Raw genomic sequence first — 14370 nt, forward strand, 5'->3', positions numbered from 1 at the left:
TTACTCGCCTATAGCTGCACCGCCGGGGTGGCGTCTGTCATACCCGCCAAAATAGGGCGGTGCCCCTGTGGTTTGGTCTGTTAAGCGCGGGCTACCGGCCAGAATACCCTCCGGTATGCCCCATGGTGCATGCGGGGCAAAATGATAGCCCTCATGCTCCAGCGTGCGCTCTACAGCCGAGGAGACTGCGCCGGATTCTATTTCCACCGCATCGGGCATCCACTGCTCGTGCAGGCGTGGCAGATCAATGGCCTGCTGGATATCTAAGCCATAATCCACAACGCCCAGAATAACAGACAGCACAATGGTAGGAATGCGAGAGCCACCGGGGCTGCCTATCACCATAATGGGTTTGCCATTGCGGGAGAGGATGGTGGGTGTCATGGAAGAAAGAGGCGTTTTGCCCGGAGCAATGGCATTGGCTGTGCTGCCGGGAATACCAAACATATTGGGCGCGCCGGGTTTGATGGAAAAATCATCCATCTCATCATTCATAAAGATGCCAGTGTTGCCACCAATCACTTTGGCCCCAAACCACCCGTTCAGTGTGTACGTGGTGGAAATGGCAAAGCCATTTTTGTCCATGACAGAAAACTGAGTGGTTTCGGGTTTTTCGGCAGAGGCATCCCCGGCTTTCAAGGATGTAGAAGGCACTGCGTGGTCTGTGGGGATATGTGTCCGTATTTCGGCTGCGTAGGCTGGGTCTAGCAAATGTTGGCTGGGGTTGGGCACAAAAGCTGGGTCACCCAAGTCACGCCTGTCAGAATAAGCGTGGCGCATGGCTTCAATCTCGCGCTGTAAAGCAGGAGCGGTATGCAAACCAAGGGTTTGCATGTTGTAGCCACCCAGAATGTTCAGCATTTCACACAACGCAACGCCACCCGCGCTTGGGGGTGGTGCGGTTTCTACCTCCAACCCACGATAATGACACGTTAGCGGAGGGAGTTCGCGCGGTGCATAATGTGCAAAATCCGCAAGGGTGAGGATGCCACCGTTTTTGCGAGAAGCCTTTACAATGGCGTGGGCAATGGGGCCTTTGTAAAAAGCATCTGCACCGTGGCGGGCAATCTGCTCAAGCGAGTGGGCGAGGTCTTTTTGCACCAGCTTGTCTCCCACCTGTAGGGGAGAGCCATTTGGGCGCAGAAAAATAGCCCGTGCGTAGGGGTCTTTACGAAATGCCTCAGTAGAGGTGTTCAGAAGCGCTACGTCTCCGGCTTCCAGCGCAAACCCTTCACGCGCAAGCCGAATGGCCGGGGCCAGCACGGCCTGACGCGGCAATTTGCCCCAGCGTTTATGCACTTCCTCCAGCCCCGCAACTGTGCCGGGAATGGCAACTGCTTTCCATCCTATTACGGATTGATCGGGCAGCACATTGCCGTGCGCATCTAAAAACATAGTGGGGGTGGCAGCGGCAGGGGCTTTTTCCCGAAAATCCAGAAAAACGCTTTGCTGTTTGCCCGGTGCACGCAGCAGCATAAAGCCACCGCCCCCTAAATTGCCCGCGGCAGGGTAAACAACTGCCAGTGCATACCCCATAGCTACGGCGGCATCTGCGGCGTTGCCACCTTGGGCCAGAATGCGCGCGCCTGCTTCGGATGCAAGCCGTTGGGCAGAAACGGCCATGCCATGCGCCCCATGTGTAGGGGCTAAAGGTGGCAACTGGTCAGGCTGCGTTGTGCTGAATGCCAGCGGGTCTGGTGCAGATGCTACGGGTGCAGCAGCCCAGAGTGGCTGTATGGTAGTCGCCCCCACTCCCATACAAAGCACTGCCATCGCCACCAAACGGGACGGAAGGGAAGAACGCTGTATGGGAGCAGGCATAGGGGCTTATCCTTTTACGGGGTAGGGCGGGCAGGTATAACCGGCAGGAGAAAGGGTGAAGATTTCATACCCTTTTTCGGTTACGGCCAGCATATGTTCAAACTGGGCAGAAAGGGAGCGGTCGCGCGTAACGGCTGTCCATCCATCTTCCAGAATTTTCACATCTGCTTTGCCAATGTTCAGCATGGGTTCAATGGTAAACACCATGCCTGCCTTCAGCTTCATGCCCTCGCCGGGGCGGCCATAATGCAGGATGTTGGGCTCAGTATGAAAGGTCTGGCCAATGCCGTGGCCACAGAAGTCTTCCACAATGGAATAGCGGTGTTTTTCTGCATAGCTCTGGATGGCGTAGCCAATATCACCCAGCGTGGCGCCGGGGCGTACGGCTTCAATCCCGCGCATCATGCTTTCATAGGTTGCGGTAATCAGCTTAGCAGCTTTGATAGCAACCTTGCCCACCGTGTACATGCGGCTGCTATCGCCAAACCAGCCGTTCAGTTTTGGGGTGACATCAATGTTAACGATATCCCCTTCCTGCAGAACACGATCACCGGGAATGCCGTGGCACACAACATGGTTGACGGAAATGCAGCAGGCCTTGGGGTAACCACGATAATTCAGCGGGCCGGGTACGGCATCATGCGCCAGCGTGTATTCATGAATAATACGATCAAGTTCCCCAGTGGTAACGCCGGGTTTGACGTAAGGGGTAATCATATCCAGCGTAGAAGCTGCCAGACGGCCGGCAGCACGCAACATTTTAAAATCTTCTTCAGTATGCAGAATAATTCCGCCTCTGCCGGCCATAATCGCGCTCCCTAAATTTTGCAGGCGTTAAACGAGTCAGCCGCAAGATGGAGCCAGCAAGCAGCAAAGGCAACCCGCTTATGCTGCTGCGGATTGCCTAAGCAGAAAGAATCGGCAGAAAAAAACTTAGGTGTGGTTATGCGCTGTGCGGTGTTTGGCGGCACTTTTGGAAGATGTAGCCGTTGCAGGCCGCACCTTGGCGCCAATCAGCCGCACATGGTGGCCCCCAGAAACCGGCATGGCCAGCACGTGTCGGCCCCGGCGTGTTGCAGGGGCTGAGGCCACTTCCACCACCCGGCGGTGGGCAGATGCTGCCATGATAAGGGCATGATGGTTGCGGGCTGTGCGTGTGCCAACCTGAGCGCGAGCTAGCATAAGAGGCCGTGCAACAGGGGCCACACCTTCTGCATCAAATCCACGGTCTAGCTGATTAGCCATAACTAATGAGCGTTGGGTATTGCTGGAAGCCCCCATCACCACGCCCACAAGCCGCACATTGTCGCGTATGGCGGAGGTCACTAGGTTGCGTCCGGCTTCCTGCGTGTAGCCGGTTTTCATGCCATCCGCCCCTGCATACACTTTCAGCATAGGGTTGTGGTTGGGAATGATCCGGCGGTGAAAGCTGAAATACGGCGTTGAAAAGTAGTGATAATATTCCGGAAAATCAGCAATCAGGCGGCGGCCCAAGGTGGATAAATCACGCGCGGTTGTCATCTGGTCTGGATCAGGTAGGCCAGAGGCATTGCGGAAGGTGGTGTTGCTCATGCCCAAGTAATGGGCCTGCTGTGTCATCATAGCGGCAAATTGAGGTTCGCTACCGCCACCAATCAGCTCGCCCAATGCGCAGGCAGCATCGTTGGCGGATTTGGTAACAAGGGCCAGAATCGCCTGTTCAACAGTCAGATGGGAACCGGGAACCAATCCGAGTTTGGAAGGTTCCATAGTAGAAGCATGTATAGAAACGGGTACAGCCTGATCCAGTGAAATGGCACCAGCGCGCAGGGCGTTGAATGTCATGTACAGGGTCATCAGCTTTGTCAGGCTGGCTGGATAGCGGCGGAGATCCGGATCATCTTGCGAAAGAACAGCGCCAGTGCGGGCATCTATCACAATAGAGCTTAACTGCCCCGCATACTGTGCATGTGCTTTACCGTAAGTGGCTGTGGTGCCAACGGCCAACCCTGCCAGCAGGCCAACCCATTTACGCAAAGAGGGCGCTTTTTTACGTTTCAGCTTGGGCAGCTTATTGTTTTCTGCCGTTGTTGCGTACCGCATGACTGTCCTGTTTGCCACTGCCACCCCCACCTGCTTCCTGCAGGGTTACTATTCCGTCTGCCGCTTAAGATCGCAAGCCCACGTCTGCATAAATCTGGAAAAATCCGAATCAGGGTTTCAGTTTTAGCGGCGTGGTAGTGTGTATATTTTCGTGTGTTCTGCCTATGTGGCACAAATATGGCAGTACACAGGGCAGAGCCACGTTATAAAGGTATAGCGTGGTATGCCCTCTTCCATATGGGGTTGCCGTAACCAATATGGTGGAAGATACAGCCCCATGATTTTGTCTGACCTGCTGCCGGAGTTTGCCCATAATGGTTCTGCATCGCGATCCTGTTTTGCATACGGGTAATGGGCCTTTGCGCCGTGGCGGAAGCACGGATTCTTCGGATGATGGTGCCGATATTGGCGTGGTGGTGCGGGCTAAGCCCAAAACCCGCAAGCCTGCCATGTACAAAGTGCTGATGCTGAATGATGATTACACCCCAATGGAATTTGTGGTGTACGTGCTCGAACGTTTTTTTCAGAAGAATCGGGAAGAGGCCACAGACATCATGCTGAACGTGCATCGGCGTGGCGTTGGCGTGTGTGGTGTGTTCACTTATGAAGTGGCAGAAACCAAGGTGGCGCAAGTTATGGATCTGGCGCGGCAAAACCAGCACCCACTACAGTGCACGATCGAAAAAGACTGATCACTTCTGCAACGTTATTGCTAAAAAACGGCATGGTACGCGTTTTTTACGCGGAATAAGACTCGCATTTCCTGAAGAAGCAGCCAAATATGATAACAAGGGCTGCGGGTATGGTGGGTAGCGTTGCTGCCGTGCCTGCAATGTCTGGGGAAAGGAGCGTCTCGTCATGTTGTCACGCAATCTCGAACAGACTCTACATCGGGCGCTCATTCTGGCCGGTGAACGGCATCATGAATACGCCACGCTTGAGCATCTGCTTCTTGCCCTGGTTGATGATGCGGACGCCGTTACGGTGTTCCGGGCGTGCGGGGTGGATCTGGATCGCCTGCGCACGGATCTGACAGGTTTTCTGGATAAGGATTTGGCTGGGCTGGCATCTGATCGGCCAACAGAACCAAAACCCACCGCCGCGTTCCAGCGCGTTATTCAGCGGGCTGCTATTCATGTGCAATCTACCGGGCGGGATGAGGTAACAGGTGCAAACGTGCTTGTGGCCCTGTTTGCAGAACGGGAAAGCCATGCGGTGTATTTCCTGCAATTGCAGGATATGACACGGCTGGATGCCGTTAACTTTCTGTCTCACGGTATTGCCAAAGCGCCGGATCGGTCTACGCGCCGCCCGGTAGCGGGTACGGAATCCAATGCAGAAAAGGGTGAAGAACCCGAACGGGCTGAAAGCAAAAGTCAGAAAGGCAATCAGGATGCGCTTTCTACTTATTGCGTCAATCTGAACGATAAGGCGATTGCCGGTAAGGTGGACCCGCTTATCGGGCGCGATACGGAAATTGAGCGCACCATCCAGATTTTGTGCCGCCGCACCAAGAACAACCCGCTTTATGTGGGGGATCCGGGTGTGGGTAAAACTGCCATTGCGGAAGGGCTTGCCCGCCGCATTGTGGAAGGTAACGTGCCGGAAGTGCTGCTGAAATCCACCATCTATTCGTTGGATATGGGCGCATTGCTGGCAGGCACACGCTACCGTGGTGATTTTGAAGAACGCCTGAAAGCTGTGGTGACAGAGCTGGATCAGGACCCGCACGCCATCTTGTTTATTGATGAAATCCACACCGTTATTGGTGCGGGTGCCACATCAGGCGGCGCGATGGATGCATCAAACCTGCTTAAACCAGCGTTGGCAGCGGGCACGCTGCGTTGCATCGGTTCTACAACTTACAAGGAATTCCGGCAGCACTTCGAAAAAGACCGTGCACTTGTGCGGCGCTTCCAGAAGATTGATGTGCCTGAACCCACCATTGATGATGCGGTGAAGATTCTGCGCGGCCTGAAAGGCAGCTACGAAAAACACCATAAAGTGCGTTACACGGAAGAAGCCATTCGCGCGGCAGTGGAACTGTCTGCCAAGTACATTCATGATCGCAAGTTGCCGGATAAGGCGATTGACGTGATTGATGAGGTAGGTGCTTCGCGCATGCTTCAGCCTGAAGGCCGCCGCCGCAAGACGGTGAACCTGAAGGATGTGGAAGATATTATCGCACGTATTGCCCGCATTCCGCCCAAAAGCATTTCTGCGGATGACAAGGAAGTGCTGCGCTCTTTGGAACGCGATCTGAAAGGAATGGTGTTTGGGCAGGATCAGGCTATTGATGCCCTGTCTGCCGCCATCAAGCTAGCACGTGCTGGCCTGCGTGATGCAGAAAAGCCAATTGGTAACTACCTGTTCTCTGGCCCCACTGGGGTTGGTAAAACAGAAGTGGCCCGCCAGTTGGCAACGGCGCTGGGGATTGAGCTGGTTCGCTTCGATATGTCCGAATACATGGAGCGGCATTCTATCTCTCGTCTGCTGGGTGCGCCTCCGGGGTATGTTGGTTTCGATCAGGGCGGTTTGCTGACGGATGCTATTGATCAGCATCCACATGCAGTGCTGCTTTTGGATGAAATCGAAAAAGCACATCCCGATCTGTACAACGTATTGTTGCAGGTTATGGATAACGGAAAGCTGACGGATCATAACGGCAAGACGGTGGATTTCCGCAACGTCATCCTGATTATGACCACCAATGCTGGTGCGTCGGATATGAGCAAGGAGGCCGTGGGCTTTGGCCGCCAGGTGCGTGAAGGTGAGGATGAAGAGGCCATTAAGCGTCTGTTCACACCAGAATTCCGCAACCGCTTGGATGCTATTATTCCGTTTGCACATCTTTCGCCTGAAATTGTGGGGCAGGTGGTTGAAAAATTTGTGCTTCAGTTGGAAGCACAGTTGGCAGACCGCAACGTAACCATCGAATTGTCTTCTGCTGCCAAGGAATGGTTGGCAGAGCGCGGGTATGACAGGTTGTATGGCGCACGGCCTTTGGGGCGCGTTATTCAGGAATCCATCAAGAAGCCGCTGGCCGAAGAACTGTTGTTCGGCAAGTTGGCAAAGGGTGGAGCTGTAAAAATTGGCCTGAAGAACGGTGAGTTGGCGTTTGATATTGTTGAAAGCAGCGGTGGCTCTTCCAGCAATGGGGAAGATACCCACGGCAGCGAACATGAGGAAGAAGCAACGGGCTAATTGAACTTAAGCCACGTGCGTAAATAACAGCAGGGCCGCCAGAAAATATCTGGCGGCCCTGTTTGTATATGCTGTGTGAGCCTGAAAAAAGATCAGTCGTATTTTGTACCGTTAACTGTAACGGAACCCGGAATTGGCCAAGATTTACCAGTGCCACGGTGTGTCCAGTCAATGCCCTGTTTACGGTAGGAATCGTAATAGTAACGGCCTACTACTTCCACTTGGTCTCCCTTATTGACCCACGGCCATGATGGCGTGTGCATTTCATCCAGATTGGTTACAATCCGGATAGAAATGTTGGGCGCGACTGTTACGTAAAAATATCCATGCCACCCACTACGGGTGTGGCGCGCTTTGGGGCTAACAGCGCGTACGGTGCCGCAGATATGGACGGGCGTATCCCCTTTGGCGCCACCGTTTTCATAGTCCTGCTGTTTGCTCAGAAAATCCTGATTGTTGCAGGTTGCGGGCATAGAGGATGCAGCAGGAGCTTCCTGCTTCCATCCCCATCGCGCTTGCGCAGGGGAGGAAAGGAAAGAGGCTGCCAAACCCGTAAGGCCTGCCAGCATAAGAGCGGGAAAACGTGAAGATGTCATGAAAATTCAGTTCTGTGGTGTGGGGATCTGGCCTTTTTCAGCCAGAAGATGGGCGCGGTAATCATCCAAAAAGTGCTCAACCTCTGGCACGGGTTTGGGTGTAACCTGATGCAGATTTCTAAGGGCGCGAATAATGGTGCCAATAACTACAAGGCGCGCATACCATTTGTGGTTGGAAGGCACGATAATCCACGGTGCATAAGGGCGTGCTGTTTCAGCAATAGCATCCTGATAAGCTGTGGCATATTCTTTCCAAAACTCGCGCTCCCTTAAATCGGAAGGGGAGAATTTCCAGCGCTTTTCCGGAATATCCAGCCGGGCCAGCAGGCGTTTACGCTGCTCTTCGGGTGAGATGTTCAGGAAAAACTTAAGAACCACAGTGCCCTGTCGGCTCAGATAATGTTCCAGATGGCGGATATCGCTAAAGCGGCCCTGCCAGAACTCGGGGGTATTTACATCTCCAGTGAGATGGGCATTCTGGAGCAATTCCGGGTGCACGCGGGTTACCAGCACATCTTCGTACTGGCTGCGGTTGAAAATAACAATCCGCCCCGCCTGCGGTGCCGCAGCATGGATACGCCATAAAAAACCGTGCTGAAGCTCAGTAGGGCCGGGTTGTTTGAAGGATGTTACGGAAACCCCCTGAGGGTTCACGCCAGACATCACATGTTTGATAGTACCATCTTTGCCCGCGGCATCCATGCCTTGCAAAATAATCAGCAGGGAATGGGTCTGGTTGGCGTAAAGAAGTTCCTGCAATATTTGCAAAAGACTTTTGACTTTGCGTAGCAGAAGTTTTCCATCTGCTTTTGTCAGGCCCAGATTGCCATCATCGTTCGGATTGTGCGCGCTCAGCTTGAACTTGCTGCCGTCCGTAACATGATAGCTGTCTAGCGCATCCAGAAAGCGCGAAAGGGTATTCATGCTATAATTGCCTTACAAAATATTTGCCCTTCACGAATTGCGGTGGGGCATATGTCAGTCATAAAGGCAGGTTCAATCTTGTCAAAAAAAGAGGCGCTTCTCATATTCTCACTATGAAATCCGTAAATTCTTCTATTCCTGTGCAATCCGAGCCAGAAGAGGCACAATCTCTTGCAGGTATGTTGCTGGTTGCTTCCCCCATGTTGGCGCAAACACCTTTTGCTCAGAGTGTGATTTATGTATGCGCACATGCGCCAGATACCGGTACCATGGGGCTTGTGGTGAACAAACGTTTGGCAGTGGCTAGCTTTGATGAGCTACTCACCCAGCTTGATATCCAGCCCATGCCTCCGGTTAGGCGAATTGGTTTGTGCGCAGGGGGGCCGGTAGATGCCGGACGTGGCCTTGTGTTGCATTCCGCTGAATGGGAAGGGGAGAATAGCCTAAGTGTCAGCCCAAATATTGCCCTGACAGGTAGTGTGGACGTTCTGAAGGAAATTGCCGCAGGCAAAGGCCCGCAAGAAGCCCTGTTGGCTATGGGCCATGCCAGTTGGACAGCCGGGCAGCTTGAAGAGGAAATTCTTCAGCAAGATGCGTGGCTGGTGGCACCTGCCACGCGGGATATTGTATTTGGAAGTGACCATGCAGCCAAGTGGCGGCGTGCCTTGGCTTCTATCAATATTGATCCATTGCGCTTGAGCGGGCAGGTGGGGCATGCCTGATGGCAGGCGCGACTGCTGCTTTAAGATCAAAGAGATCGTGATTGGTCAGATAAGGCAGGTTCCACAGGTTTTCTGGCCCAACGCCAAGATGTAATACCTTGCCGGGCCAGTTCACGGTGCATGACCATAATGGGCCATTTACCCGCACCTTCATAACTGCCCATTCCATCCGGGGCGGAAAGTCTTTTGGCCAAGGCTTCCACAAGGGTTACGGAGCGATGCCGCCCCCCCGAACATCCAATAGCAATGGTGGCGTATTTCTTGCCTTCCTGCACAAAGCGCGGCAGCACCAGTTGCAGCATGGCGTGAATTTGGTTCAGGAATGTCAGGTAATCGCGGTCTTCTGCCACATATTCCGCTACATCAGCATCCAGCCCGGTTTTTGGGGCCAGTTCGGGCACATAATGCGGGTTACGTAAAAAACGGGCATCAAACACAATATCAGCTTCCCGCGGCAGGCCCGCAGGATAAGCGAAGGACATTAAAGCTACGGTAAGGCCTTCCTGTGCGCCACCAGTCCAAGGGCTGAAGCGGCTTTCTACAAACTGGCGCAGCTCTGGCGGGGGCATATCTGTTGTATCAATCACCAGATCAGCCGCAGCCCGTAGGGGAGCCGTTAGGGCTATTTCTTCTTCAATGCCTTCTTTAATGCTGCCATGCGGTGCCAGCGGATGGCGGCGGCGTGTTGCCGTATAGCGGCGTAACAGCACGCTTTCATCTGCTGTGGCATAAATCAGTTCAACACGCAGGTGCGGGTTCATGCGCAGGCGGGCCATGGCTTCCAACACGGCGGAAGCATCAAACCCACGGGTGCGAGAATCTACCCCAATGGCAACGGGGCGTTCTGCACGGGCTACAATATCATCCAACATTCCAAGTGGTGGATTGTCGATAACTTCGTGTTCCAGATCTTCCAGAATCCGCAGGATGGAGGATTTGCCCGCCCCAGATAGGCCGGACACCAGCAGAATGCGGCGTGGTGCAGGCGTATCATCTGCCGTAACCATGAACGGCTTTTCCTCTCCATCTTGAGGCTGGCAGGTGCTGGTTGATAATGCACAAAAATGCCAGAACCCGGAATCAGCCAGTAAATCTGTTAAGCGCTTTGCTGCGCCACTTTACTGCAGTTTGACCCGTTGTGAGAAGGCATTATCCTCAAGGCAGGCATCACTTCGTAACACATCGTTGCGTTTTGTGACGTAAAACAAGGCGTTTGTTACGAAAGAGAAAATTGCGGTTCGCTCCTTCTTGCCCTACGTCCTGACATTATCATGACGCAAAAACAACAGGCAGATAGGGCTTTGGTGAAACAGCATATACCACATCTTAAACATATAACGGGTGGATTTGTTCTTTCAGGCATAACGGCTCCGCATATCAAGGGGCTGGATATGGCAGAGCAGTGCCGTGCGGCGCTGGAGCAGGGGGTAGAGCTTCTGGCCAAGCAGGGGCATGCCTTGCATGATGTCACCCATATTCTCTGCACAGTTGCTGATGCTGAAAACTTTCCTTCCTGTTTCCCTGTTTTCAGGCAGTTTTTTCCTTCTATTTCCCCCATCATGACACTGATGTGGCTGAAGGATGCACCATCTTCCCAACCCAAAATTATTTTTGAACTGGTTGTGCAGGAAGAAGTGACAGAGGTGCAGGAAGAAGATTACGCCTTCTGAATGCACCCAGTTTTGCCAAGCTAACGGGTTACAATAACCCGTGGAAGCTGAATGGTAAAACAGGCCCCAATAACCTGCCCACTCTGGTTGTGCAGATTATCAACAGAAATCGTGCCATGCAGGGCTTCTATAATCTGCCGACTGATAGAAAGCCCCAGACCTGAGTGTTGGCCAAAATTTTCATTCTTTGGGCGCTCAGAATAAAAGCGGTCAAAAATCGAATCCAGTTTGGCTTGCGGAATACCCGGGCCTTCATCCGCCACAGAAATGGTGACCATCTTGCCCGTTGGCAGAGCCGAAAGGGTAATGTGGCCATTGGGCGGAGAAAAGGAAATGGCATTGCCGATCAGGTTGCGCAAAACCTGCACAAGCCGGTCTTCCACAGCCAGAACTTCCAAGGGGCTTTCTGGGCTATCACCTTGTACATTGGTGTGCACAATGGGTTGTCCATCCTGCCGGGTGGCCTGCTGAATTTCCGCCAGAACAGAAAGCAGCGGCGCAATGGCAACAGGTTCAGCCTTTGCGCGAGACATTTCTGCATCCAGACGGCTGGCGTCTGAAATATCGGTAATCAGCCGATCCAGCCTGCGCACATCATCATTGATAATGGTGAGTAGGCGGCGTTGCTGGTTCAAGTCTTCAATACGCAGCAGTGTTTCAATAGCCGAGCGGATGGAGGACAGCGGATTTTTGATCTCGTGGCTAACATCGGCGGCAAAGCGCTCAATGGCGTCCATCCGCTTCCACAACGCTTGCGCACTGGCTTGCAGGGCACGTGCCACATCGCCAATTTCATCACGCCGGGCCAGCAGTCGTGCGGGCACGGTGCCAGTGCGACCTGTTGCATCACGCATAACTTGTGCCGAAGCCGCCAGCCGCAACAATGGCCGTGCAATGGTGAGAGAGAGGTACCACGAGAGCAGTACCGTCAGCACAAGCGCCATGAGAAAAACGGATAGAATGGAAGACCGAATGGCAAACAGGGAACGATCAACCTGTGAGGCCACGCGGGTAAGCTGAATAATGCCAATGGTGCTGCCATCGTGCATGACGGGTTCAGCCACCGTAATAATCAGGCGCCCGCGTGCGGTGCGCCGGATATAAGGCGGTGCTTCCAATGGAGGAGGAGGCGGAGCGCCTTTTGTTCCGATGGTCGTGCCAGAGGGCCGGGCGGGAATATCTTCCTCATCCGTATTCAGCGTGACAATGCCCGAATTATGGTTTCCCCATAACCACGTGAGGAACCGTTCATAAATGCCGGGCTGCGTGGCCGGAGGAAAAGGAATGGTTTTGACATGCTGCTCATTGCGCGGTGTGGCTGGGGCGGGCTCTGCCGTTTCGGGCCAGTCTGCCAGATTGTCAGCCACAAGGCGGCCATCCGGGCCAAACAGGCGGGCATGGGCGTTGGGGCTTGGTTCTGTAAGCCGCAGCAGCAGTGGGCGGGCCAGAGATTCTTCCAGCACATAGCCACGGTCCTGCGGGTTAGCCGCGTGGGGGTGCGTGGTGCGTACGGCACTTTGCCCCAGCGCGCCCGCATAAATTCGGGCCTGTTCACGCAGGGCCGTTACTTCTGTTGCCAGAAGGCCGTTCCGAAACTGGTTAAGAAACAGAATGGTAACGCCCAACAGGGCAATAGGCAGAATGTTAACCAGCAAGACCCGCCGCATCAGCGGAGAAACCAGCCGTGTGCGGGAGGCCTGATAAGCCGCTGTGGCTTCTATGCTGCCTTTGCGGGGTTTGTTACCCGGCATGGACAGATAATGCAGGCCACCAATGCGGCCTGCCAGCGCCTTGAAAAAAGAAGGGGCGGGCTGGCTGGTCATGAACCGTGATCAGTCTTCCCGATATCGGTAACCGATACCGTACAGAGTTTCGATCTGGTTGAACTCGTCATCCACCTGGCGGAATTTTTTACGCACACGTTTGATATGGCTGTCTATGGTGCGGTCATCCACATACACGGTGTCACCATATGCGGCATCAATTAGCTGATCGCGGGATTTTACCAGCCCCGGCCGTTGGGCCAGTGTTTTTACCAGCAGAAATTCCGTTACGGTTAGGGGAACATCCTCCCCTTTCCATGTGCATTTGTGGCGCAGTTCATCCAAGGAGAGGTTGCCACGCACCAGCGCGCCACCTGTTGGCTCACCATTGGCTTCTGCACGGCTCACTTCATTCCGGCGCAACAGAGCGCGAATGCGCTCTAGCAGCAAACGTTGGGAGAACGGCTTGGTGATGTAATCATCCGCCCCAAGGCGCAGGCCCATAAGCTGGTCAACTTCCTCGTTTTTAGAGGACAGGAAAATGACAGGCAGGTTGGAGCGGGTGCGCAAGCGTTGCAGAAGTTCCATGCCGTCCATGCGGGGCATTTTGATATCCAGCACTGCCAGATCAACCGGGTAGGCCGTTAAACCCTGCAGCGCCGATTCGCCATCTGTATATGTGCGAACATTGAAGCCTTCTGCCTCCAGTGTCATCTGCACCGATGTCAGGATATTGCGGTCATCATCCACCAGCGCAATTGTCTGCTTGGTGCGCTCTGTCATTGTCTGCGTTGTCCTTCCCTGCTGCCATGCGAGCAAGCCCTATAGACTAGGCCCTGCCATCCTATCCTGCCAAGGGCCCCTGTCCAGAATCGGCCAGCTTTTTTCAGCATTGTGTTGTTAGGGCATAAAATCATGCGCATGGCAGGGGTGGCGGGTCTTGTCGGCAGCGTTTGTGTTGCTTACTTCAAAAGGCATGACCCACGATACAGATCCCACACAGGTCGAAACGCCGGCAGCACAGCCGGCCCCGGCCGAGCAGACGGCTCCGGAACACGAAGCTGCTGCTGAAGCTGCGCAGAACGGTCAGGCAGAAGGCCCGGAAGCGCGTATTCACGAACTTGAGCAAAGCGTTGCCGAATTTAAGGAAAAGTGGCTGCGTTCAGAGGCTGAAAACCAGAACCTGCGCGCCCGTGCCAAGCGTGATCTGGATGATGCCCGCCAGTACGCCGTGCAAAAATTTGCGCGTGACGTTGTGGAAGCCGCAGAAAACCTGCGTCGTGCGCTGGCTAGCCTGCCGCCTGCGCAGGAAGGCGAAGATTCTGTGCTGACCAAAATGCGTGAAGGCATTGAAAGCACAGAACGCTCCTTCATTTCTATTCTGGAGCGCCACGGCATCAAGTGTGATGATCCGACAGGTAAGCCGTTTGATGCCAACCTGCATCAGGCGATGGCAGAACAGCCGAGTGCTGAGCACGAACCCGGCACGGTCATGCAGGCTTGGACGCCAACATGGACGCTGCACGGGCGTTTGCTTAAGCCAGCTATGGTGGTGGTTGCCAAAGCTTCCTGATCCGGAGGTTACGGC

At 54.1% G+C, this 14370-nt stretch carries 13 protein-coding genes; 5 read left to right on the forward strand and 8 right to left on the reverse strand.

What is annotated here, in order from left to right:
- The 3 genes from ggt to WG31_RS01385 all read right to left on the reverse strand — a co-directional run bounded on the left by ggt (position 1) and on the right by WG31_RS01385 (position 3903).
- The gene (gene ggt, locus WG31_RS01375; protein WP_063353395.1) at positions 1-1821 is read right to left on the reverse strand and encodes a gamma-glutamyltransferase; all 1821 of its coding nucleotides are present in this window, start codon (positions 1819-1821) and stop codon (positions 1-3) included.
- Between the two features lie 6 nt (positions 1822-1827).
- Complete coding sequence (gene map, locus WG31_RS01380; RefSeq protein WP_063353396.1) at positions 1828-2628, reverse strand: type I methionyl aminopeptidase; 801 nt, start codon at positions 2626-2628, stop codon at positions 1828-1830.
- A gap of 126 nt (positions 2629-2754) precedes the next feature.
- Positions 2755-3903, reverse strand: a complete 1149-nt coding sequence (locus WG31_RS01385; RefSeq protein ID WP_063353397.1) for a D-alanyl-D-alanine carboxypeptidase family protein — start codon at positions 3901-3903, stop codon at positions 2755-2757.
- 314 nt (positions 3904-4217) lie between these two features.
- Between WG31_RS01385 and clpS the strand changes: the two genes are divergently transcribed.
- Entirely contained in the window at positions 4218-4595 is a 378-nt protein-coding gene (gene clpS / locus WG31_RS01390; RefSeq protein ID WP_081461458.1) for an ATP-dependent Clp protease adapter ClpS, read from the forward strand.
- Between the two features lie 166 nt (positions 4596-4761).
- Complete coding sequence (gene clpA, locus WG31_RS01395) at positions 4762-7107, forward strand: ATP-dependent Clp protease ATP-binding subunit ClpA (protein ID WP_006116834.1); 2346 nt, start codon at positions 4762-4764, stop codon at positions 7105-7107.
- Between the two features lie 92 nt (positions 7108-7199).
- On the opposite strand, the gene WG31_RS01400 is transcribed toward clpA, so the two are convergent.
- Entirely contained in the window at positions 7200-7703 is a 504-nt protein-coding gene (locus WG31_RS01400; protein WP_006116835.1) for a DUF3465 domain-containing protein, read from the reverse strand.
- Positions 7704-7709: 6 nt separating this feature from the next.
- A complete protein-coding gene (locus WG31_RS01405) occupies positions 7710-8627 on the reverse strand; it encodes a polyphosphate kinase 2 family protein (RefSeq protein WP_006116836.1) in 918 nt (305 codons plus the stop codon).
- Positions 8628-8740: 113 nt separating this feature from the next.
- On the opposite strand from WG31_RS01405, the gene WG31_RS01410 reads away from it, so the two are divergent.
- The gene (locus WG31_RS01410; RefSeq protein WP_035351181.1) at positions 8741-9349 is read left to right on the forward strand and encodes a YqgE/AlgH family protein; all 609 of its coding nucleotides are present in this window, start codon (positions 8741-8743) and stop codon (positions 9347-9349) included.
- Positions 9350-9375: 26 nt separating this feature from the next.
- Here the strand turns inward: WG31_RS01410 and rapZ are convergent, their stop codons facing one another.
- Positions 9376-10356, reverse strand: coding sequence for an RNase adapter RapZ (gene rapZ, locus WG31_RS01415; protein ID WP_063353398.1), 981 nt, complete (start codon positions 10354-10356; stop codon positions 9376-9378).
- A 264-nt stretch (positions 10357-10620) separates the two neighbouring features.
- Between rapZ and WG31_RS01420 the strand changes: the two genes are divergently transcribed.
- On the forward strand, positions 10621-11019 hold the full coding sequence (locus WG31_RS01420) for a RidA family protein (protein WP_063353399.1): 399 nt from the start codon (positions 10621-10623) through the stop codon (positions 11017-11019).
- A gap of 20 nt (positions 11020-11039) precedes the next feature.
- Here the strand turns inward: WG31_RS01420 and WG31_RS01425 are convergent, their stop codons facing one another.
- Positions 11040-12842, reverse strand: a complete 1803-nt coding sequence (locus tag WG31_RS01425; protein ID WP_063353400.1) for an ATP-binding protein — start codon at positions 12840-12842, stop codon at positions 11040-11042.
- A gap of 9 nt (positions 12843-12851) precedes the next feature.
- Entirely contained in the window at positions 12852-13565 is a 714-nt protein-coding gene (locus WG31_RS01430) for a response regulator transcription factor (protein WP_003623821.1), read from the reverse strand.
- A 193-nt stretch (positions 13566-13758) separates the two neighbouring features.
- Between WG31_RS01430 and WG31_RS01435 the strand changes: the two genes are divergently transcribed.
- Complete coding sequence (locus WG31_RS01435) at positions 13759-14355, forward strand: nucleotide exchange factor GrpE (RefSeq protein ID WP_063353401.1); 597 nt, start codon at positions 13759-13761, stop codon at positions 14353-14355.
- The last annotated feature ends 15 nt before the right edge of the window (positions 14356-14370 follow it).

This window comes from Acetobacter oryzifermentans (assembly GCF_001628715.1).
Lineage (GTDB): Bacteria > Pseudomonadota > Alphaproteobacteria > Acetobacterales > Acetobacteraceae > Acetobacter > Acetobacter oryzifermentans.

What these genes read in the sequence shown, in the direction of transcription:
- ggt (WP_063353395.1), bottom strand. Translation starts at nt 1,821, where the DNA reads ATGCCTGCTCCCATACAGCGTTCTTCCCTTCCGTCCCGTTTGGTGGCG.
- map (WP_063353396.1), bottom strand. Translation starts at nt 2,628, where the DNA reads ATGGCCGGCAGAGGCGGAATTATTCTGCATACTGAAGAAGATTTTAAA.
- WG31_RS01385 (WP_063353397.1), bottom strand. Translation starts at nt 3,903, where the DNA reads ATGCGGTACGCAACAACGGCAGAAAACAATAAGCTGCCCAAGCTGAAA.
- clpS (WP_081461458.1), top strand. Translation starts at nt 4,218, where the DNA reads ATGGTTCTGCATCGCGATCCTGTTTTGCATACGGGTAATGGGCCTTTG.
- clpA (WP_006116834.1), top strand. Translation starts at nt 4,762, where the DNA reads ATGTTGTCACGCAATCTCGAACAGACTCTACATCGGGCGCTCATTCTG.
- WG31_RS01400 (WP_006116835.1), bottom strand. Translation starts at nt 7,703, where the DNA reads ATGACATCTTCACGTTTTCCCGCTCTTATGCTGGCAGGCCTTACGGGT.
- WG31_RS01405 (WP_006116836.1), bottom strand. Translation starts at nt 8,627, where the DNA reads ATGAATACCCTTTCGCGCTTTCTGGATGCGCTAGACAGCTATCATGTT.
- WG31_RS01410 (WP_035351181.1), top strand. Translation starts at nt 8,741, where the DNA reads ATGAAATCCGTAAATTCTTCTATTCCTGTGCAATCCGAGCCAGAAGAG.
- rapZ (WP_063353398.1), bottom strand. Translation starts at nt 10,356, where the DNA reads ATGGTTACGGCAGATGATACGCCTGCACCACGCCGCATTCTGCTGGTG.
- WG31_RS01420 (WP_063353399.1), top strand. Translation starts at nt 10,621, where the DNA reads ATGACGCAAAAACAACAGGCAGATAGGGCTTTGGTGAAACAGCATATA.
- WG31_RS01425 (WP_063353400.1), bottom strand. Translation starts at nt 12,842, where the DNA reads ATGACCAGCCAGCCCGCCCCTTCTTTTTTCAAGGCGCTGGCAGGCCGC.
- WG31_RS01430 (WP_003623821.1), bottom strand. Translation starts at nt 13,565, where the DNA reads ATGACAGAGCGCACCAAGCAGACAATTGCGCTGGTGGATGATGACCGC.
- WG31_RS01435 (WP_063353401.1), top strand. Translation starts at nt 13,759, where the DNA reads ATGACCCACGATACAGATCCCACACAGGTCGAAACGCCGGCAGCACAG.